Origin of the sequence: Citrobacter sp. RHBSTW-00671 (genome assembly GCF_014103415.1) — a bacterium.
Lineage (GTDB): Bacteria > Pseudomonadota > Gammaproteobacteria > Enterobacterales > Enterobacteriaceae > Citrobacter.
This window is the reverse complement of record NZ_JABXPR010000001.1, coordinates 1,687,462-1,708,511: the sequence shown is the minus strand read 5'-3', so window position 1 is coordinate 1,708,511 and position 21,050 is coordinate 1,687,462. Positions and strand designations below refer to the sequence as shown.

The window sequence follows — 21,050 nt, the reverse complement described above, 5'->3', positions numbered from 1 at the left end:
TTAGAAGAACCCCATGCCAATAATCACGACATCCCCAGGACGAACAGAGTGCGTTAAATCAACATTCTCAAGTAGCTGATTGCTACCGGAGAGGCGAAGGTTGATATCTTTGCGATCTGCACGGTCAGTAAATCCCCCCGCCTGAGCAATCGCTTTCTCTACGGTAAGTCCCGGCTCCCAGGCGAATCCATTCGGGCTTTTCACTTCCCCTGACACGTAGAACTTGCGGAACTCGGCAAGACTCACGGTCACCATGGGATTAACCATATACCCATTGCGCAAGCGTTGAGTTAATTCACTATTCACCTGCTCTGGTGTTTTATCTTTTAAACCCAGCACCCCGATATAAGGGAAGTTTATTGTTCCACTCTTATCCACGATAAATTTCATCGTCATTTCGGGTTCCCCGTAAACAACGATATTGACAGTATCCCCCGCCCCAATTCGGTAATCCTCTGCCACCGCAGCAGGATCGTCCATTAATGGTGGCCTGGACGTTGTGCATCCGACCAACAGGATACTGAATAGGAAAAACGCGCACAGTTCTATTATTTTCATTTTAGATCTGAACCTTAGCTTTAAGCATAATCATAGAATTATCATAACCCAACGTTCTAATGACTTCCTTACTGTCATTGGGACCGATATAAAACGAATCAGTATCCTTATTCGAGTTCAAGGTATCTAATTGATATTTAATCTCAAAGTTGACAGACGGCGTGTAGTCATAGCTCATGGTTACGCTAAATACACCATTTTTATCATGTCGATCCTTGTTCTGTTTTTTATAGTCTTCCGTGGTGTATGAGTAGTCCAGCAAAGTAGAAAAACGATTACCCAGCCAGAAATGCTGGTAAGAAATCCCATACTCAGTCACTAAGATATACCCCCCAACTTCCGAGGGGTCTTTAATACTTTGAGCAGAATGGGCGGTGAAGACTGACTGATTTAACGGCTTCCACTCCCCCTTTATATCCCAGTTTAGACCATTAAAATCACTCGAGTTTGCGGCATTTTCAAATGTTTTGTACAGCCATGAAATATTCATGTCGACGTTGGTTTTCCCCGTCAACTGCGATTTCAGACCGTAAAGCAAATAGTATTCATTACTGTCTTTTTCTGAGTTGTTATCATAGTGACGCTGGTTAGTAATAAAGCTATAGCGAAAGCGCGTTCTGGATGTGTATTGGTCAAAAACTTCAGCCACCAGACTATTTTCATGCCATTCCTGCTGCTGAATATAATTGTAAAAATCCGGACTGGTATCCTGCACATCCGAGGTATTCCCGAACGTCAGTTTTTTATATAACAGCGCCAGTTCCGCTTTACCGCGTCCATCTGGTGCGCCATAGCTATAGCGCAACTCACTGTTGATAAAATTATTCGTCAGCGGAGAGTTAATTCCATACTGACGGAACTGGCTCGGCAAAAAGCCCTCTGTGATATCGCGGCCGCGGGATTCATGCCCGATAGAATCTTCCAGATTCAGGGTTAAGCCGTGCATTTGCCCATAACGCCAGGCGCCGTTAAAACGGAAAAAATGGTCGTTATAGTTATCGGCAGAATCGCTTGAGTAGTTACGATAATCGCCTGAATACATTAGCAAATACTTATCCTGGCCGCGCTCACCGATCATACTAAACACAGGCGCCGCGCTCTGGAAAGCCGACCCTATCGCATCGCGGTTATGGGGCTGATAAGTCACGTTATCATCATAACCGTAATCCACAGCAACTTTGCCCTGGAAGTCGATCCCCGCAAAGCCAATGTGTGATTTCGGCGTTAAATCAGCCCATGCGGACTGCGATATCACGATTCCGGTAATAACTATTAATTTAGTATGCATTCTTACCGACAAATCCTTTGAAAATAGTTTTAATAATAATTTTTATATCCAGCCATAACGACCAGTTTTGAATATATTCAATATCATACTGAACGCGCTTTTCCATCTTATAAAGTGCATCGATTTCCCCACGGAAACCGTTAATCTGCGCAAGCCCGGTGATCCCCGGCTTAACTTTATGGCGGATCATGTAGTTTTCGACCTGTTTGCGGTACTGTTCATTATGCGTAACCGCATGAGGTCTGGGACCGACAATAGACATACTTCCCTGCAACACATTAATGAATTGCGGGAGTTCATCCAGAGAGGTGCGTCGCAAGAAACTACCAAATTTTGTCACACGCGGATCATTCTTGGTGGCCTGGATAACCGTATCGGAATTCTCCATAACTCGCATCGAGCGAAACTTCCATACCTTAATTTTTTGTCCACTCAGGCCGTATCGATCTTGTTTGAAAAACACCGGGCCACGAGAGGTAAGTTTAATACCAATAGCAATCGCTAACATCAGTGAGGAGATCATCACCATAATGATGCTACCGAGAATCAGGTCTTCCGCACGTTTAATAAATGAACCGGCTCCTTCAAACGGTGAGCTAAAGATGCCAATGGTTTGCAGGTTGTGGATCGAACGCAGCTTGGACATATTGTTACTGTAGGTATAAAAATCAGGAACAATATAGGTATCTACCGTGGTATCTGACATCATGGCCAAAAAGTGACGAATACGATGTAATGCCACCATCGGCAATGCGATATAGATCTCGTCGATATTCCCTTGCTTAGCCTCTTCAACCAGATTAATGACCGGGCCGCGAAAGGGACTTTTTATCTTATCCACGATATCACCACAGCGGGACAACGCGCGTTCGTCATAAAAAGCCAAATCTAATTTGATATTGGAGTATTCAGCTATCAACGCATTTTCTGCTGCCACACCGTTGTCGGTCAGACCAATAATCGCCACACGAATGTTTTTTTCGTTGAATATTTAAAAATAAAAAAACGAATAAAATAAAGAAAAGGTAAAGGAATGAAATACCAGTAAACAATAGGGGATAAAAAAGACGGTGTCAGGCTTGTCAGGTATCCAAGTGACTCCGGTTCGGCCACCGTCATGCTGATCACTTCGTTGAACGAGATTGCCAACAGTGTACAAAAAAGCAGCCGTTTTTGGTTGCGTATGCCGATGGTTTTTATCTTCTGCTGATACATTTTTGTGTATTCAGCAAGCAGCAGGAAAAACACTGAGAAGAGGATGCTCAGAATGACAATGGTCTTAAACGGCACCATATCTAACAGATGGGCGCTAAAAATTAACGTAATATTAATTACAATAAAATCGACCAGTTTCAAAAAGACTGGATATCCTTGACTGCTAATCTTTAGCGAATTTTTAAGCATATCTCAGCCCATTATTTATTGATATTTAATTGTTTTTTTCTCTTTTCATGTTGCTAATTATATCACAAGTCTAAAAAACGCAATGGTACATTGTCAGTAAATGTAAAAAATAATGTTGATTAGTGTGACTATCACCAACCTGTCACTTATATGACAATGATTTTATTCATTAATTTGTGAGAAAGCATTTTGTCGTCACCACCAAAAAAGATGATAATTTACAACACAACCGTTATTGACAGATAACAATTCGTAGACTATGAAAAGCCGTTATATGTATGATGAATAACATAAAATCGTTTCTCTTTTTCCTCTAAATAGCCGCTAAAATTATTTAACTGCGACGCCATACAAATAAAATCAATAAATCACATGCCGTTATTATTAATAATATTCTGCTTTCTTATTTGGAATTTTCTTAAGAATAATCTGCACCCGGGAAATAAAGATATCAGATAGTGATGCTTAAAAATCGTACCCGTACGCTCAGTCCCCCTAACGTATCGCTCCTCGACAACTGCGGGTGTGTGCGGTGTAGACGCGCAATATCGTTGACCAGAGCCAGGCCTATCCCTGCCCCCGGGACGTTGCCGACGTTATCCAGACGATGAAACGGCAGTAGCGCCTGATGTACCTGTTGCTCATCAATACCTGGCCCGCTATCTTCAACCACCAGCACCACGGCTTCCCCCTCGCGCATTAACCGCGCCGTCACCACGCCCTGCGCTGGCGTATATTTCAGCGCATTATCCAGCAGATTTCCGCACAGTTCACCGAGTAGCACCTCATCCCCTTCAATCCACAGCGCCTCCTGCTTCCCCTCATACCCCAGATCGATGGTTTTACTGCGCGCCTGCGCCAGACGGGTAAAACAGCTGGTTTGCACCACGTCATACAGATTAACGGGCGAAAAGTGCCTTTCCCCCTGCTCTTTACGCTTCACCGCTGAAAGCTGTAATAACCTTTCCGTCAACTGAATCGTGTTATCCAGCGTTGAACTCATCGCCTGTAAGCTCTCATACCATTGCTGCGGCTGCGGGCTCGCCAAAGCTACTGCCGCCTGCGTTTTTAGCACTGCCAGTGGTGTTTTGAGCTGATGGGAAGCATCTGCGCTGAAGCGCTCCTGGCGGGAGATAAGCCCTCGCAGTCGGTCGATATAGCGGTTGAACGCGACAATCAGCAGACGGGTTTCCGACCACGGCAGTAACTCCGGCAGTGGTGTCAGCAGCCCTGGTTCGCGACGAACCATTAGCGATGACAACTGGCGCATGGGGCGCAATACCCGTCGTAGCAGCCAACCGACCAGCACCAGCGTCAGGAGAACTAATAGACCTTGTGACACCCATGAGGAAAACAGCAGTTGCCGCGCCAGATAACGACGTGATTGCAGCGTTTCGGCAACATAAATTTCAGCCATGCCAACAATCCCGCCCTCATTGACCGGCTGGAGCAGGCGAGCCACGCGGATCGCCTCACCGCGATATTCCGTATGATAAAACCACGCTAACGCCGGATACAGCCGGGTACGCGAGGTCGCGGGCGGCATGGCCGGTAAATCGTCATACCCCGAGATAACCTTCCCCGCCGGATCGACCACTTTATAATACAGCCTGTCGTTCATGTTCAGTTCAAAGCTGTCCAGTACCACCCACGGCACGTTGACTTCCAGGTGTTTATTGCGCACCACCAGCCGCTCAGAAACCGTTCTGGCCGATGAGAGCAGCGTCCGGTCATACGCCTGCGTCGCGGCCTGTAATGCGCTAACGTAGCTGTTAAACGCCGAGAGTCCCCACAGCAACAGCAGCGGTAGCCCCAGAAACATCAGCAGTTGCAGGTACAACGACTGGGGCTTAACCCACCTCATCACAGCGCTCCAGCACATAACCCAGGCCACGCAGCGTGGCGATACGCACGTCGCTCCCTTGCAGTTTCTTCCGCAACCGATGGATATACAGCTCAATACTCTCGGGGCTGACCTCATCGCTCAAACTGAACACCTGCTCAAACAACTGTTGGCGTGAAACCGGACGCAGTCGACGGTACATCAGGACTGTCAGCAGGGCCTGCTCACGCGGCGTGAGCGCCAGCGGTTGTCCTTGCAACAGAAAGTAACCTTCATCGTGAAACGCCAATTCTCCCAGCTGCTGTATCCCTTGCACCTGGCCTGCGCTACGCCGCAACAAGGCCCGCAGCCGGGCATCAAGCTCTTCAAGTTCAAACGGCTTAGCCAGATAATCATCAGCCCCTACATTCAGCCCCTTCACCCGGTCGGCTACCGCGCTGCGCGCCGTCAGCAACAAAACCGGCAGCGTCTGCCCGCGTTTGCGTAGGCGCTGGACGACTTCCAGACCATCCAACCCCGGCATATTGATATCCAGTACCGCCAGCGCGTACGTTTCACTGTGTAAAAGATGATCGGCCGACTGGCCGTCGAACACGCAGTCAACGGCAAAGCCGTTTTGTACCAGCGCTTTCTCCAGCCAGTGAGCTAACTCACGGTTATCTTCCGCTAATAAGAGACGCATATCACATCCTGTAAAGTTTCTGCCGCATTGAAAGGGAATTGAAAGGTTAATGTTTTAACAATCACGCAACCGAACTGCTACACATCGGCTCACATAATCACAAAAATCTTCTTCCGTACCCGAAAATCCGGTTTTCCGGCGTGAGGATAAACAATGAAAAAACAATTACTTCGTACCCTTACTGCAAGCATTTTATTGATGAGTACCTCTGCTTTAGCTGAACAAGCGCCATCGCGCACCGAATGCATTGCTCCAGCGAAACCCGGTGGTGGGTTCGACCTCACCTGTAAGCTGATTCAGGTGAGCATGATGGAAACGGGCGCCATCGAAAAACCGATGCGCGTAACCTATATGCCCGGTGGCGTGGGTGCCGTGGCCTATAACGCTATCGTCGCGCAACGTCCTGCCGAAGCCGGAACCGTAGTGGCATTCTCCGGCGGCTCCCTGCTAAACCTGTCGCAAGGTAAATTCGGCCGCTATGGCGTCGATGACGTGCGCTGGCTGGCGAGCGTAGGCACCGACTACGGCATGATTGCCGTGCGTAGTGATTCCCCCTGGAAGACGCTGAAAGACCTGCTGACTGCCATGGAGAAAGACCCTAACAGCGTGGTCATTGGCGCGGGCGCCTCTATCGGAAGTCAGGACTGGATGAAGTCGGCGCTACTGGCGCAAAAGGCCAACGTCGACCCGCACAAAATGCGTTATGTCGCCTTTGAAGGAGGTGGCGAACCGGTGACCGCGTTGATGGGCAATCACGTGCAGGTGGTTTCCGGCGATCTCAGTGAAATGGTGCCCTATCTCAGCGGCGACAAGATCCGCGTACTCGCGGTGTTCTCTGATGAACGTCTGCCGGGCCAGTTAGCCAATGTCCCCACCGCCAAAGAGCAGGGTTATGACCTTGTTTGGCCGATTATTCGTGGCTTCTACGTTGGGCCAAAAGTGAGCGATGCGGATTACCAGTGGTGGGTTGATGCCTTTAATAAGCTCCAGCAGACCGACGAATTTAAAAAGCAGCGTGATTTGCGTGGCCTGTTCGAGTTCAACATGAGCGGTAAGCAACTCGATGACTACGTGAAGAAACAGGTCACCGATTATCGTGAGCAGGCAAAAGCCTTCGGCCTTGCGAAATAAACCCGGGGGCAAAGATGATGAGCGATCGTATTTTCGCGGGTATCTGGCTGTTGCTCTGTATAGCCGGGCTGTTCGTGGCCTGGCAAATCAGCAGCGAATACAGCTATGAACCCGTCGGGCCACGTCCCTTTCCGCTTGGCATTATCAGCTTGATGCTGTTGTGTGCCGTCGCGCTGCTGTTGCGCCACCCGGACACCATCAGTTGGCCTCGCCGCCACGTGCTGCAAAAGCTGCTCACGATGGTGATTGTGTTGTTGATGTACGCCTGGGGGTTTGAATGGTTGGGCTTTCCCATTGCCACTGCCATTCTCACCGTGGTGATTGGCATGCTGTTCGGCGCAACCATCCCGGCAGCGGGCATTTCCGGTTCGGTTCTCGGCATTCTGTTGTGGTATGCCTTCGATCGACTGCTTGACGTCACCTTACCACTCGGCGCCTGGCTGGGTTAACGGAGAAACGATGGATACCTGGATTTATCTTTCTCAGGGTTTCGCGGTGGCGATGACGCCGGAAAACCTGGTTATCGCCTTGATCGGCTGCTTTGTCGGCACCATCGTTGGGTTGCTGCCGGGTCTGGGGCCAATCAACGGCGTGGCGATCCTGCTGCCGCTGGCCTTCGCTTTGCATCTGCCAGCGGAGTCTGCGCTGATCCTGTTGGCGACTGTTTATATCGGCTGCGAATACGGCGGGCGCATCTCCTCTATCCTGCTCAATGTGCCTGGCGATGCGGCAGCCATTATGACCGCCCTTGACGGCTATCCAATGGCCCAACAGGGACGTGGCGGCGTGGCGCTTTCTATCTCAGCGGTCAGTTCTTTCTTCGGTTCGCTTATCGCTATCGGCGGCATCATTCTGTTTGCCCCGGCGTTAGCACAATGGTCGCTGTCATTCGGTCCTGCAGAATACTTTGCCTTAATGGTCTTCGCCATTGCCTGCCTCGGCAGCATGATGGCGCAGAATCCACTGAAATCATTTTTGGCAGCGCTTATCGGTCTCGGGCTCGCGACCGTCGGCGTAGACGCCAACACCGGGGTTTATCGCTTCACCTTTGACAGTGTTCATCTCTCCGACGGTGTGCAGTTTATCGTGGTAGTGATTGGGCTGTTCTCTGTCTCAGAAATATTATTAATGCTGGAACATACCAGCAGTGGCCAAACGCTGGTGCGTAAAACGGGCCGCATGTTATTCAATGCCAAAGAAGGTATGCAGTGCGTGGGCGCAACGCTGCGCTCATCGGTGATTGGCTTTTTCGTCGGCGTCCTGCCTGGCGCCGGGGCAACCATCGCCAGTGCTATCACCTACATGACCGAGAAAAAGCTCAGCGGTAACAGCGACAGCTTTGGGAAGGGGGACATTCGTGGTGTTGCCGCACCTGAGGCGGCCAACAATGCCTCGGCCTGTGGCTCGTTTATCCCAATGCTGACGCTCGGCGTACCCGGTTCGGGCACCACGGCGGTCATGATGGGGGCGCTGACGCTGTACAACATCACGCCGGGGCCGGCAATGTTCACCGAACAACCGGATATCGTCTGGGGGCTGATCGCGGCGCTGCTGATCGCCAACGTGATGCTGCTGGTGATGAACATCCCGTTAATCGGTCTGTTTACCCGCATGCTGACCATTCCGCTGTGGTTCCTGGTTCCCGCCATTGCGGCGGTTTCGGCGGTCGGTGTGTATGCCGTCCACAGCACGACCTTCGATCTGGTACTGATGGTTGGTCTCGGCGTACTGGGATACATTTTGCGTAAAATGCACTTCCCGATGTCTCCGTTGATTCTCGGATTTGTGCTCGGGGAAATGCTGGAGCAGAACCTGCGTCGTGCCCTGTCCATCAGTAATGGCAGCATGGATATTCTGTGGGCCAGCGGCGTGGCGAAAGTCCTGCTGGTGATGGCGGTCATGGTTATCGTTATCCCGCCAGTACTGCGCCTGATCCGCAAACGCAACAATAAGCCGCAGGTGGATATCGGCTAACAAATTGCCGGATGGCGGCGCTATTGCGCCCTATCCGGCCTACAATTTGGCTCGGTTGTAGGCCGGATAAGCGCAACGCCATCCGGCATTTTTATTTTCCGCGCAGCCCCTGCGTTCCTTCCAGCACATGTTCAACAAACTGCGTCAGCTTGGGCAGTGGGCGCAAATCCTGTCGCCACAACAAATGAATTGGCCGCGGTTGCGGCGTAAACCCCTCCAGCACCCTGACCAGCCGACCATTCGCGAGCTCTTCTGCCAGCAAAACTTCCGGTTGTAACAGCAGTCCGGCTCCCGCTACCGCCGCCATACGCAGGCCGTGGCCATCGTTACAGCGTAAAATCGCGTCACGTTTCCACCTGACCTCACTCGCCACACCCGGTAGTTTCCATTCATTGCGTGCCGTCCACACGGTATGCGACAAACACAGATGATCCACCAGATCCCCAGGCGTTCGTGGAGTGCCGTGTCGGGCAAGATAGTCCGGTGACGCACAGATAGCCATACGGTACGGACACAGATATTTCGCCACGACATCCGTCTGATGAATATCCCCAATACGTATCGCCAGATCGACCCCTTCATCGACCAGATCCACCATTCGGTTGGTCAGATCTAACTCAATGCGTACCTCTGGCCAGGTTTGCAAAAAATCCGCGGCCAGCGGCGAGATAACACAGGCCCCAAAGGAGGTTGGCGCGCTGATGCGTAGCGTACCCGCCGGAGCCCGCCGGAGCCGCTCGACCGAACGTTCAGCGATCGAAACCTGTTCCAGCACCCGCCGGGCTTCTTCAACGTAAACGCGCCCGGCATCGGTCAGACTCTGACGACGGGTGTTGCGCACCAGCAGACGCGTGCCGAGCTGCGCTTCCAGCAGGGCGATATATTTCCCCACCATCACCGCTGATATCTCCAGTCGCGTTGCCGCACCGGTAAAGCTTCCACTTTCCACCACCGCGATAAACGTTTCCATGCCGCGCAGCTTATCCATATTGCAAACCTCTGGTTAGTAATCATCTAACTTTTAGCCAGTTTATCTGATTTCATTTTCATTAAAGAATAGCGGCTCACACTATTGCGGAGGTGGTTATGAAAATCGTCATTATTGGTGCCAGCGGTACAGTCGGTCGTGCAGTCACAGAGACGTTGAGCCGTAAACATGAGGTGATCCGCGTGGGCCGCACGCAGGGCGATTACCAGGTCGATATCACCTCACAAGAGAGCGTCCAGGCGCTATTTGAAAAAACAGGACGCGTGGATGCGATTGTTTCCGCCACCGGCAATCTGTTCTTTGGCCCGCTATCGACGATGACCGACAGTGAATTTAATCAGGGCCTGCAGGATAAGTTGTTAGGCCAGGTGCGCCTGGCTTTAACCGGGCAACATTACCTGAATGATGGCGGTTCCATTACGCTTATCAGCGGCATTATCGCCCATGAGCCCATTGCCCAGGGGGCAAATGCGGCGACCATAAATGCCGGGCTGGAAGGATTTGTGCGCGCAGCTGCCTGCGAGTTAGGACGCGGTTTGCGCATTAACCTGATTAGCCCGACCGTACTGAGTGAATCTGCTGAAGCCTACGATGGATTCTTCCCCGGCTTTGAAAGCGTGCCTGCGGCAACCGTGGCCAACGCTTACCGCCGCAGCGTGGAAGGCATTCAAAGCGGACGTATTTATAAAGTCGGTTACTAACCTTTTTACTGCCGCTGTGCCCCAGCAGCGGCAGTATTATTAATCCTCTGTTTTTAAATAACATTCTCCTGTTTCTCTCCCTCTCCTGGCATTTAACCTCATCGTTTATAATGTTAAATATTTGTTGTTTTTGATCACAAATAATAAACAAACAAGCTCATTCTGTGCGCGTTTTTCAAAAATGTAGATATTTTTAATTTATGGCTACGAAACGAGCATCGCCATGTCTCCCTGACAATCTACTGAGAGGATCGATTCTGATGAACGCACTGACTGCCGTACAACCGAACGCTGAAGATCCAGCCCAGCACTACAGCGGCTTCACGCTGAAACCATCAGCCCAGTCTCCACGCTTACTGGAGCTGACTTTCTGCGCTGAGACTACGGAGCAATTTCTGCAAGCCGTCGCGCAGTGGCCGGTACAGGCCCTGGAATACAAATCTTTCTTGCGTTTCAAAGTGGCTAAGATCCTCGACGCCCTGTGCGGCAATCAGTTGCAGCCTCTGCTACTAAAAACCTTGCTGGATCGCGCTGAAGGCGCACTGTTGATCAATGCCGTGGGCGTTGATGACGTGGCACAGGCAGAAGAGATGGTCAAACTGGCGACGGCCGTCGCGCATCTTATCGGGCGCTCCAATTTTGATGCGATGAGCGGTCAGTACTATGCGCGCTTCGTGGTGAAAAACGTCGATAACTCAGATAGCTATCTGCGTCAGCCGCACCGAGTCATGGAGCTGCATAACGACGGTACCTACCTCGAAGAAATCACCGACTATGTACTGATGATGAAGATAGACGAGCAGAACATGACGGGCGGTAACTCGCTGCTGCTGCATCTCGATGACTGGGAACATCTGGATCAGTATTTTACCCACCCGCTGGCACGCCGTGCCATGCGCTTTGCCGCACCGCCAAGCAAAAACGTTAGCCAGGACGTATTCCATCCGGTGTTTGACGTTGACCAGCAGGGCCGTCCGGTCATGCGCTACATCGACCAGTTCGTCCAGCCGAAGGATTATGAAGAAGGCGTCTGGCTGAGCGACCTGTCTGATGCGCTGGAAACCAGCAAGAACATTCTTTCCGTTCCGGTATCTGTCGGTAAATTCTTGCTGATCAACAACCTGTTCTGGCTGCACGGTCGCGACCGCTTCACCTCGCATCCTGACCTGCGTCGCGAACTGATGCGTCAGCGTGGCTATTTCGCCTATGCCACCCACCATTACCAGACCCACCAGTAAGCGCGAAGGAAAATAGCGGATGTATGATTTTGTGATTATTGGCGGCGGCATTATCGGCATGTCGACAGCCATGCAGCTGATCGATGTCTACCCGGATGCCAGAATTGCGTTGCTGGAGAAAGAGTCCGGTCCAGCCTGCCACCAGACGGGCCACAACAGCGGCGTGATTCATGCCGGGGTCTATTACACTCCCGGTAGCCTGAAGGCGCAGTTTTGCCTGGCCGGAAATCGCGCCACCAAAGCCTTTTGCGACCAAAACGGCATCCGCTATGACGTTTGCGGAAAAATGCTGGTTGCCACCTCGGCGTTGGAAATGGAGCGGATGCGTGCGTTATGGGATCGCACTGCCGCTAACGGTTTAGAGCGCGAGTGGTTAAACGCCGAAGAACTGCGTGAGCGGGAGCCAAACATCACCGGGCTGGGCGGCATTTTTGTCCCGTCGAGCGGAATAGTCAGCTACCGCGAAGTCACCGCCGCGATGGCGAAGATTTTCCAGGCCAAAGGTGGCGAGATCGTCTACAACGCGGAAGTCAGCGCGTTAAAGGAACACGCCGCCGGCGTTATCGTGCAGACCCGTCAGGGTCAGGAGTATGAAGGGGCAACGCTGATTACCTGCTCTGGCCTGATGGCCGATCGGCTGGTGAAAATGCTTGGCATCGAGCCCGGATTCATCATCTGCCCGTTCCGCGGCGAATACTTCCGCCTGGCGTCAGAACATAACCAGATAGTCAATCATCTGATCTACCCGATCCCCGACCCGGCGATGCCATTCCTCGGTGTGCATCTCACCCGCATGATAGATGGCAGCGTGACGGTAGGTCCGAATGCCGTGTTGGCATTTAAACGTGAAGGCTATCGTAAGCGTGATTTTTCGCTTAGCGATACGCTGGAGATCTTCGGCTCTTCCGGCATCCGCCGCGTGCTGCAAAACAACCTGCGTTCCGGGCTTGGCGAAATGAAAAACTCGCTGTGCAAAAGCGGATATTTGCGGCTGGTGCAAAAGTATTGCCCGAGCCTGACGCAGAAAGATCTGCAGCCGTGGCCTGCAGGTGTGCGGGCACAGGCGGTGTCACCGGACGGCAAGCTGATTGACGATTTCCTGTTTGTCACCACGCCGCGTTCGATTCACACCTGTAACGCCCCGTCTCCCGCGGCAACGTCAGCTCTCCCGATCGGCGCGCATATCGTCAGCAAAGTTCACGCCCTTCTGGAGAACCAGAGTAATCCCGGACGCACGCTGCGTGCGGCACGTAGCGTGGAGACATTACACGCCGCGTTCACCCGTTAACCTTTTTAAGACAGGAAGCAATCATGCAACTTAACGATCCCACCTTGTTTCGCCAGCAGGCACTGATCGACGGACACTGGCGTGACGCCAACAGCGGCGAGACCATCGCGGTGACCAACCCCGCGAATGGTCAGCAACTGGGTAGCGTACCGAAAATGGGGGCAGATGAAACCCGCGAAGCCATTGAGGCCGCGAATCGCGCCCTGCCCGCATGGCGGGCGCTGACTGCGAAAGAGCGTGCCAATATTCTGCGTCGCTGGTTCAACCTGATGATTGAGCATCAGGACGATCTCGCCCGCCTGATGACGCTGGAACAGGGTAAGCCGCTGGCTGAGGCCAAAGGCGAAATCACCTATGCTGCCTCATTTATCGAGTGGTTTGCCGAAGAGGGCAAACGTATTTACGGCGACACCATTCCCGGCCATCAAGCTGATAAGCGTCTGATCGTCATCAAACAGCCGATTGGCGTTACCGCCGCTATCACACCGTGGAACTTCCCTTCCGCAATGATCACCCGTAAAGCCGGTCCGGCGCTGGCGGCAGGCTGCACGATGGTGCTCAAACCCGCCAGCCAGACACCGTACTCCGCGCTGGCGCTGGCTGAACTGGCCAATCGCGCCGGGGTCCCGGCAGGTGTTTTCAGCGTGGTGACCGGTTCAGCCAGTGCTGTTGGTAATGAGCTGACTGGCAACCCGCTGGTACGCAAGCTGTCGTTTACCGGCTCCACTGAGATTGGACGCCAGCTAATGCAACAGTGCGCCAAAGATATCAAGAAGGTGTCACTCGAACTGGGCGGCAATGCGCCGTTTATCGTCTTTGACGATGCCGACCTTGATAAAGCCGTGGAAGGTGCGCTGGCATCGAAGTTTCGTAATGCCGGGCAGACCTGCGTCTGTGCCAACCGTCTGTATGTTCAGGACGGCGTGTATGAGCAGTTTGCCGACAAGCTCCAGCAAGCGGTAAGCAAGCTGCACCTCGGCGACGGTCTGCAACCTGACGTCACCACCGGGCCGCTGATCGATGAAAAAGCCGTCGCCAAAGTGCAGGAACACATCGCTGACGCGCTGGATAAAGGCGCACGCATCGTGGCGGGGGGTAAGGCTCACGCACTGGGCGGCAACTTCTTCCAGCCCACTATTCTGGTAGATGTGCCTGATAACGCGAAGGTCGCCAAAGAAGAGACCTTCGGCCCGCTGGCACCGCTGTTTCGCTTTAAAGATGAAGCTGACGTCATTGCCCAGGCCAACGACACCGAGTTTGGGCTGGCGGCCTACTTCTACGCCCGTGACTTAAGCCGGGTATTCCGCGTTGGTGAAGCGCTGGAGTACGGCATCGTCGGGATTAATACCGGCATCATATCAAATGAAGTTGCCCCGTTTGGCGGCATTAAAGCCTCCGGTCTTGGCCGCGAAGGTTCGAAGTACGGTATCGAAGACTACTTAGAAATCAAATATATGTGCATTGGCCTTTAATAAAATAAATACTGGAGAACACCTGATGAGCACCAATAAAGAACTCATGCAACGTCGCAGCAACGCCGTTCCCCGTGGCGTAGGACAGATCCACCCGATTTTTGCCGAACGCGCAGAAAACTGCCGGGTTTGGGACGTTGAAGGCCGTGAGTTCCTCGATTTTGCTGGCGGTATTGCGGTGTTGAATACCGGCCATCTGCATCCGCAGATTGTCTCTGCGGTCGAAGCGCAGTTGAAAAAACTGTCACATACCTGCTTCCAGGTGCTGGCCTATGAGCCGTACCTCGAGCTGTGTGAGATTATGAACAAGAAAGTGCCGGGTGATTTCGCCAAGAAAACCCTGCTGGTCACCACCGGATCTGAAGCCGTGGAAAATGCGGTGAAAATCGCCCGCGCGGCCACCAAACGTACCGGGACCATCGCCTTTAGCGGTGCCTATCATGGCCGTACCCACTACACCCTCTCATTAACCGGGAAAGTGAACCCGTACTCTGCTGGCATGGGGCTGATGCCGGGTCATGTGTATCGTGCGCTGTACCCTTGCGCGCTGCACGGTATCAGCGATGACGATGCGATTGCCAGCATCCACCGTATTTTCAAAAACGACGCGGCCCCGGAAGATATTGCCGCCATCGTCATTGAGCCCGTACAAGGCGAAGGTGGTTTTTACGCCGCCTCCCCGGCCTTTATGCAGCGTCTGCGCGCCATTTGTGACGAACACGGGATCATGTTGATTGCCGATGAAGTGCAGAGCGGCGCAGGGCGTACCGGTACGCTGTTTGCGATGGAGCAAATGGGTGTGGCCCCCGATCTCACCACCTTCGCAAAATCCATCGCCGGCGGCTTCCCACTGGCCGGTGTCACCGGACGTGCCGAGGTGATGGACGCCGTCCCACCGGGTGGTCTGGGCGGTACCTATGCCGGTAACCCGATTGCCTGCGCCGCCGCGTTGGCGGTGCTGAACATTTTCGAGCAGGAAAACCTGCTGCAAAAAGCGAACGACCTGGGCAAAACCCTGCGCGATGGTCTGCTGGCCATTGCGGAAACGCACCGCGAGATTGGTGATGTTCGCGGGCTGGGCGCAATGATTGCCATCGAGTTGTTCGAAGACGGCGACCACACCAGACCCGATGCCAAACTGACGGCCGACGTCGTCGCGCGTGCACGTGACAAAGGGTTGATCCTGCTCTCCTGCGGGCCTTACTACAACGTGCTGCGCATCCTTGTTCCACTGACCATTGAAGACGGGCAAATCCGTCAGGGTCTGGACATTATTGCTCAGTGTTTTGCCGAGGCGAAACAGGGCTAACCCCCGAATCTGAACGGGAATTGTAGGCCGGATAAGGCGCATGCGTCGCCTCCGGCAATATTGTGATGCCCGGTGGCGCTCCGCTTACCGGGCCTACGGGTAAGGTGCAGGAAGCGACGTCAATAACAATAACGAGGTTTAAAGATGGGGCAAGTGTCACAATCACATGATTTAGGGGGCGGGCTGAAATCACGCCACGTCACCATGTTGTCCATTGCCGGCGTTATCGGCGCCAGTTTATTTGTAGGTTCAAGCGTCGCGATTGCCGAAGCCGGTCCGGCGGTGCTGCTGGCCTATCTGTTCGCCGGGTTACTGGTGGTCATGATTATGCGCATGCTGGCCGAAATGGCCGTTGCCACCCCGGATACCGGTTCCTTTTCCACCTACGCCGATAAGGCCATCGGGCCGTGGGCAGGTTATACCATCGGCTGGCTGTACTGGTGGTTCTGGGTGTTAGTTATCCCACTGGAAGCGAATATCGCCGCCATCATTTTGCACTCCTGGGTACCGGGCATTCCTATCTGGCTGTTTTCTCTGGTTATCACGCTGGCGTTAACCGGCAGTAATTTGCTGAGCGTCAAAAATTACGGTGAGTTCGAGTTCTGGCTGGCGCTGTGCAAAGTGATTGCCATTCTGGCGTTTATCGCCCTCGGCGCCGCGGCGATTAGCGGCTTCTATCCCTACGCTGAGGTCGGCGGCGTTTCACGACTGTGGGATCAGGGCGGCTTTATGCCCAATGGTTTTGGCGCAGTACTCAGTGCGATGCTAATCACCATGTTTTCCTTTATGGGCGCGGAGATTGTCACCATTGCCGCCGCGGAATCCGACACCCCGGATAAACACATCGTACGGGCGACGAACTCGGTTATCTGGCGTATCTCAATTTTCTATCTGTGCTCCATTTTCGTGGTGGTCGCGTTGATCCCGTGGAACATGCCGGGACTGAAAGAGGTTGGGTCGTACCGCTCGGTGCTGGAGTTACTGCATATTCCGCATGCAAAGCTGATCATGGATTGCGTTATTTTGCTGTCGGTAACCAGTTGCCTGAACTCCGCGCTATATACGTCATCCCGTATGCTCTATTCCCTGAGCCGTCGTGGCGATGCCCCCGCCTTTATGGGTAAAACAAACCGCAGCAAAACGCCGTATGTGGCAGTACTACTCTCTACCGGGGCGGCATTCCTCACCGTTATCGTCAACTATTACGCGCCGGCCAAAGTATTTAAGTTTCTGATCGACAGCTCCGGCGCCATCGCGCTGCTGGTCTATCTGGTGATTGCTATTTCTCAGTTACGGATGCGCAAAATCCTGCTGGCGCAAGGCGGTGAAATTAAGCTGAGAATGTGGCTCTTTCCATGGCTTACCTGGCTGGTGATCGCCTTTATTGTCTTCGTATTAGTGGTGATGCTCTTCCGTCCGGCGCAACAGCTGGAGGTGGTGTCGACCGGACTACTCGCTATCGGGATTATTTGCACCGTACCCATTATGTCACGCTGGAAAAAACTGCTATCGTGGCAAAAAACACCGTTGCAAAATACGCATTAAATCTGATCCCGGCGCAGGCCGGGACATTTATTCAGGAGTAAGACCATGACCGCCATTTCCCAACCGACGGCCATTGATGGGTACCGCTGGCTGAAAAACGATATCATCCGCGGTATATATCAGCCTGATGAGAAACTGCGTATGAGCCTGCTGACCTCACGTTATGAACTGGGCGTTGGGCCTCTGCGCGAAGCGCTTTCGCAACTGGTTGCAGAGCGACTGGTCACGGTGGTCAATCAGAAAGGGTATCGGGTGGCGCCGATGTCCGAGCAAGAGTTACTCGATATTTTCGATGCCCGCGCCAATATGGAAGCCATGCTGGTGGGTCTGGCTATCGCGCGTGGCGACGACGCCTGGGAAGCAGAGATTCTGGCGCGCGCACATATGCTCAGCAAGCTGGAGGCCGTTGACGCCAGCGAGCAGATGCTTGATGAGTGGGATCAGCGCCATCAGGCGTTTCACACGGCGATTGTTGCTGGCTGTGGTTCGCAATATCTGCTGCAAATGCGTGAACGGTTGTTCTCTCTGGCGGCACGATACCGTTTCATCTGGTTGCGTAAAACGGTGCTGTCGGTAGAGATGCTGGAAGATAAGCACGATCAGCATCAAACGCTGACCGAAGCGATTCTGGCGCGCGATGCCGCCCGCGCCAGCGAGTTAATGCGCCAGCACCTGCTGACGCCAATTCCCATTATTCAGCAAGCCATGTCCGGCAAACTGCTGACGGGAAAAACCTAGTCGCGGTTTTGGACCCAGAAGGCATGGATAAGGCCTGGGATGTAGCCCAACAGTGTCAAAACGATATTGAGGATAAATGCCCAGCCGAATCCTTTCCCCAGCAACACGCCAAGCGGAGGCAGAATAATAGTAAAAACGATTCTCCAGAAACCCATACACACTCCATACAAGCAAAAAAATAATCATTTCTTAGAAATCTAAGGTTAGTGAGTTTATCCAACTCTGCCTGGCTTCCCCTGCTGTTTTACCCTCCTTTACGCTCTTTACGCTCTTTACGCTGGCGTACGATGCTCACTTACTTTAGAATTAGCTTAACTTAGAAAACACTAAAGTATATATGACTGAACTCGAACAACTGCAAGCCAGCGCAGAACAGGCTGCCGCCCTACTCAAAGCGATGAGTAATCCCAAACGGTTACTGATTTTGTGCATGCTTTGTGGCTCACCGGGTACCAGCGCGGGAGAGTTAGCCCGCGTTACTGGTCTTAGTGCATCGGCCACCTCTCAGCATCTGGCAAGAATGCGCGAAGAGGGGTTGATAGACAGCCAGCGTGATGCCCAGCGCATCCTTTACTCCATTAAAAATACGGCCGTGAATTCGCTGATCGCCACATTAAAAACACTGTATTGCCCATAAGGAACCACTATGACCATTGGGATGATTTCCCCCCACGAGGCGCAGGCGCTGTTAGCTCAGGGCGCAAAACTGATTGATATCCGCGACGCTGACGAGTATCTGTACGAGCATATTCCCGAGGCGCACCTGGCACCGTTATCCACCCTGGAGCAGGGTTCACTCCCCGCAAACTTACGGGCTGAGCGCATTATTTTTCACTGCCAGTCAGGCAAGCGTACACAAAACGCGGCAGCAAAATTGAATGCCGCCGCCGCGCCGGCACAGGTCTGGCTGCTTGAGGGCGGGATCGACGGCTGGAAAGCGGCAGGTCTGCCGGTTGCGAAAGATAGCTCACAACCGTTGCCGCTAATGCGTCAGGTGCAGATTGCCGCAGGCAGCCTTGCCTTGCTTGGCGTCATTCTCGGTTACGCCGTCAACAGCGGCTTCTTCTTACTCAGCGGTTTTGTCGGTGCGGGGCTGGTACTTGCGGGTGTAACTGGCTTCTGCGGTATGGCGCGACTACTCGACAAAATGCCCTGGAACCGACGTACTCATTAAGCGGTAATAGAAGAAACAGCGCTGTACCCGCCGATTGACGTGATCTATGGTGGGCTTTGTGATTAAGAAAGGAGCGCAATATGTTTAAACCTGGCGATCTGGTGCAACCGCGTATGGGCGGACCAAAACTGAAAGTTGTCGAAGTGAAAGACGAACAAATTGTGGCTGTACAAGCCAGCAATGAAAGCGGCGAAAAATACACCCTAAAAACTGCTGATGTCACGCGATATTCTGAAGAAGGCGATTTCGGCGTCTGCTGAAAATAAGCGGTGAGGTTCCCCTCACCGCATTGATATTAGATCAAAAAATCATCGAGAGATTTACCGGCAGCCAGCGCCTGCGCAATCGGCTTCGGCGTGCGGCCTTGTCCTGTCCATGTTTTTGTTTCACCGTTGATGTCCGTAAAACGATATTTCGCCGGACGTGGCTGACGTTTTTTAACCGAACGCGATGGTGCCACCGACATGCTCAACAGTTCTTCAGGATCAATCCCATCGGCTCTCATCATCGCCAGCAGTGTATTAATTTTTTCCTGCTGTTCTGCACGTTGGCGCTGCAGCAGCTCTTCTTCGTCACGTCGTTCTTTGGTGACTACCCGGAGTTTTTCCAGCATATCTTCCAGAACCTCGACGGATAATTCACGCGCCATGACACGTAGCGATCGAATATTATTTAAGTTTTTTAACATTGAACTCATATTAATAAAACCTCTTTAACGCAAAAACAGAAATCGGTATTACGAAGCAAATTGTATGCGAGTATTTTTTCTTTTTCCAGTCTCTTTTTTGTCGCAAGATATTAAAACGGCAATCGCTATTATTATATATCTTGCTATACGGTGCGCTTTAGTCAGCGATATTTTATATTCGGCCAGCAACCAGAATAAATAGACTTCGGGATATCTCACTGCCGCACCAGATAAACCAATACAGGCATCGCGCAGGCGTTGCGGTAGATATGAGCAATATTCGTCAACATTCAAAAAGGAGCGCAAAAAGTTCAGAAAAACAAGTCAAAATAACCCATTGATTTTTAATGATTTTAATTTGCATGACAACGAAAATGCCAAAACGAACAAAAAACAAACCACCACAGAGCATTTTATCGACAAAAAGGCGATAAATAAAAATTTTAAGCTAGTTGCTAGTTATTATGTAGGCAGATATCCTATTAAAACGCGAAAGCGACAAGACAAATCACTAGCAACAAAGGTATTGAAAACCTTTTTTCCCCTTTTTACAAGGAGCATTAACATGTTCTCTCCGCAGTCACGCTTGCGTCATGCTGTAGCAGACACGTTCGCGATGGTTGTTTATTGTTCTGTCGTGAACATGTTGATCGAGATATTCCTTTCAGGAATGAGCTTTGAACAGTCACTGTATTCCAGACTGGTCGCCATCCCCGTCAACATCCTGATCGCCTGGCCATACGGTATGTACCGCGATTTGTTTATGCGTGCGGCACGCAAAGCCACGCAAGCAGGATGGGCAAAAAATCTGGCGGATGTGCTGGCCTATGTCACGTTCCAGTCACCGGTGTATGTGATTATTCTGCTGACGGTTGGCGCTGACTGGCACCAGATCACGGCTGCGGTAAGCTCCAACATCGTGGTCTCAATGCTGATGGGTGCAGTATATGGTTACTTCCTTGATTATTGCCGCCGCCTGTTTAAGGTCAGCAGCTACCACCAGGCTAAAGCGTAAAAACATCTCATCGC

At 52.2% G+C, this 21,050-nt stretch carries 21 protein-coding genes and 1 pseudogene; 14 read left to right on the top strand and 8 right to left on the bottom strand.

Annotation, left to right across the window (positions count from 1 at the left end; all coding sequences use genetic code 11):
* The 5 genes and pseudogenes from HV261_RS08195 to tctD all read right to left on the bottom strand — a co-directional run bounded on the left by HV261_RS08195 (position 1) and on the right by tctD (position 5,775).
* Positions 1-558 (bottom strand): polysaccharide biosynthesis/export family protein, encoded by a 558-nt coding sequence (locus tag HV261_RS08195; RefSeq protein ID WP_202037964.1) that lies wholly within the window; start codon positions 556-558, stop codon positions 1-3.
* 1 nt (position 559) lies between these two features.
* Positions 560-1,846, bottom strand: coding sequence for an outer membrane beta-barrel protein (locus tag HV261_RS08190; protein ID WP_202037963.1), 1,287 nt, complete (start codon positions 1,844-1,846; stop codon positions 560-562).
* Positions 1,836-3,250: pseudogene (locus tag HV261_RS08185) on the bottom strand (undecaprenyl-phosphate glucose phosphotransferase). The gene HV261_RS08190 and the pseudogene HV261_RS08185 overlap by 11 nt, the downstream one beginning before the upstream one ends.
* A 451-nt stretch (positions 3,251-3,701) precedes the next feature.
* Positions 3,702-5,114 carry a sensor histidine kinase gene (locus HV261_RS08180; protein WP_202037962.1) on the bottom strand — a complete coding sequence of 471 codons (1,413 nt, stop codon included), beginning with the start codon at positions 5,112-5,114 and terminating at the stop codon, positions 3,702-3,704.
* Positions 5,101-5,775 carry a transcriptional regulator TctD gene (tctD, locus tag HV261_RS08175; RefSeq protein ID WP_116360823.1) on the bottom strand — a complete coding sequence of 225 codons (675 nt, stop codon included), beginning with the start codon at positions 5,773-5,775 and terminating at the stop codon, positions 5,101-5,103. The genes HV261_RS08180 and tctD overlap by 14 nt, the downstream gene beginning before the upstream one ends.
* A gap of 153 nt (positions 5,776-5,928) precedes the next feature.
* Between tctD and HV261_RS08170 the strand changes: the two genes are divergently transcribed.
* Genes HV261_RS08170 through HV261_RS08160 form a run of 3 tightly spaced genes read left to right on the top strand, consistent with a single transcriptional unit; the run spans position 5,929 to position 8,880 of the window.
* The gene (locus tag HV261_RS08170) at positions 5,929-6,906 is read left to right on the top strand and encodes a Bug family tripartite tricarboxylate transporter substrate binding protein (protein WP_061068421.1); all 978 of its coding nucleotides are present in this window, start codon (positions 5,929-5,931) and stop codon (positions 6,904-6,906) included.
* A 14-nt stretch (positions 6,907-6,920) separates the two neighbouring features.
* Positions 6,921-7,355, top strand: coding sequence for a tripartite tricarboxylate transporter TctB family protein (locus HV261_RS08165; protein ID WP_105242189.1), 435 nt, complete (start codon positions 6,921-6,923; stop codon positions 7,353-7,355).
* A 10-nt stretch (positions 7,356-7,365) separates the two neighbouring features.
* On the top strand, positions 7,366-8,880 hold the full coding sequence (locus HV261_RS08160) for a tripartite tricarboxylate transporter permease (protein WP_137383555.1): 1,515 nt from the start codon (positions 7,366-7,368) through the stop codon (positions 8,878-8,880).
* Positions 8,881-8,971: 91 nt separating this feature from the next.
* Here the strand turns inward: HV261_RS08160 and HV261_RS08155 are convergent, their stop codons facing one another.
* On the bottom strand, positions 8,972-9,868 hold the full coding sequence (locus tag HV261_RS08155) for a LysR substrate-binding domain-containing protein (RefSeq protein WP_202037961.1): 897 nt from the start codon (positions 9,866-9,868) through the stop codon (positions 8,972-8,974).
* A 98-nt stretch (positions 9,869-9,966) separates the two neighbouring features.
* Here HV261_RS08155 and HV261_RS08150 point away from each other — a divergent pair, with 98 nt between their 5' ends.
* The 7 genes from HV261_RS08150 (at position 9,967) to csiR (ending at position 18,159) form a co-directional block, all read left to right on the top strand.
* Positions 9,967-10,569: a short chain dehydrogenase gene (locus HV261_RS08150; protein WP_202037960.1), complete on the top strand. Its 603-nt coding sequence runs from the start codon at positions 9,967-9,969 to the stop codon at positions 10,567-10,569.
* 260 nt (positions 10,570-10,829) lie between these two features.
* Positions 10,830-11,807: a glutarate dioxygenase GlaH gene (gene glaH / locus HV261_RS08145; RefSeq protein WP_202037959.1), complete on the top strand. Its 978-nt coding sequence runs from the start codon at positions 10,830-10,832 to the stop codon at positions 11,805-11,807.
* A 19-nt stretch (positions 11,808-11,826) separates the two neighbouring features.
* On the top strand, positions 11,827-13,095 hold the full coding sequence (lhgD, locus tag HV261_RS08140) for an L-2-hydroxyglutarate dehydrogenase (RefSeq protein WP_202037958.1): 1,269 nt from the start codon (positions 11,827-11,829) through the stop codon (positions 13,093-13,095).
* A 23-nt stretch (positions 13,096-13,118) separates the two neighbouring features.
* Positions 13,119-14,567: an NADP-dependent succinate-semialdehyde dehydrogenase gene (gabD, locus tag HV261_RS08135; protein ID WP_202037957.1), complete on the top strand. Its 1,449-nt coding sequence runs from the start codon at positions 13,119-13,121 to the stop codon at positions 14,565-14,567.
* A gap of 25 nt (positions 14,568-14,592) precedes the next feature.
* Positions 14,593-15,876, top strand: coding sequence for a 4-aminobutyrate--2-oxoglutarate transaminase (gabT, locus tag HV261_RS08130; protein WP_137383549.1), 1,284 nt, complete (start codon positions 14,593-14,595; stop codon positions 15,874-15,876).
* A 144-nt stretch (positions 15,877-16,020) separates the two neighbouring features.
* Entirely contained in the window at positions 16,021-17,421 is a 1,401-nt protein-coding gene (gene gabP, locus HV261_RS08125) for a GABA permease (protein ID WP_202037956.1), read from the top strand.
* A gap of 45 nt (positions 17,422-17,466) precedes the next feature.
* The gene (csiR, locus tag HV261_RS08120; protein ID WP_202037955.1) at positions 17,467-18,159 is read left to right on the top strand and encodes a DNA-binding transcriptional regulator CsiR; all 693 of its coding nucleotides are present in this window, start codon (positions 17,467-17,469) and stop codon (positions 18,157-18,159) included.
* On the opposite strand, the gene HV261_RS08115 is transcribed toward csiR, so the two are convergent.
* Positions 18,156-18,314 (bottom strand): YqaE/Pmp3 family membrane protein, encoded by a 159-nt coding sequence (locus HV261_RS08115; protein ID WP_202037954.1) that lies wholly within the window; start codon positions 18,312-18,314, stop codon positions 18,156-18,158. The two genes, csiR and HV261_RS08115, sit on opposite strands and share 4 nt — an antisense overlap.
* A gap of 182 nt (positions 18,315-18,496) precedes the next feature.
* Here HV261_RS08115 and HV261_RS08110 point away from each other — a divergent pair, with 182 nt between their 5' ends.
* From HV261_RS08110 to HV261_RS08100, 3 genes are all read left to right on the top strand, one after another.
* On the top strand, positions 18,497-18,796 hold the full coding sequence (locus tag HV261_RS08110; protein WP_137383545.1) for an ArsR/SmtB family transcription factor: 300 nt from the start codon (positions 18,497-18,499) through the stop codon (positions 18,794-18,796).
* Between the two features lie 9 nt (positions 18,797-18,805).
* Positions 18,806-19,333, top strand: a complete 528-nt coding sequence (locus tag HV261_RS08105; RefSeq protein WP_202037953.1) for a rhodanese family protein — start codon at positions 18,806-18,808, stop codon at positions 19,331-19,333.
* An 80-nt stretch (positions 19,334-19,413) separates the two neighbouring features.
* Entirely contained in the window at positions 19,414-19,593 is a 180-nt protein-coding gene (locus tag HV261_RS08100) for a GDFGVC terminal motif YodC-like protein (protein WP_137383543.1), read from the top strand.
* Between the two features lie 35 nt (positions 19,594-19,628).
* Here the strand turns inward: HV261_RS08100 and stpA are convergent, their stop codons facing one another.
* Positions 19,629-20,030 (bottom strand): DNA-binding protein StpA, encoded by a 402-nt coding sequence (gene stpA, locus HV261_RS08095; RefSeq protein WP_202037952.1) that lies wholly within the window; start codon positions 20,028-20,030, stop codon positions 19,629-19,631.
* A 556-nt stretch (positions 20,031-20,586) separates the two neighbouring features.
* On the opposite strand from stpA, the gene alaE reads away from it, so the two are divergent.
* Positions 20,587-21,036, top strand: coding sequence for an L-alanine exporter AlaE (alaE, locus tag HV261_RS08090; RefSeq protein ID WP_003037259.1), 450 nt, complete (start codon positions 20,587-20,589; stop codon positions 21,034-21,036).
* The last annotated feature ends 14 nt before the right edge of the window (positions 21,037-21,050 follow it).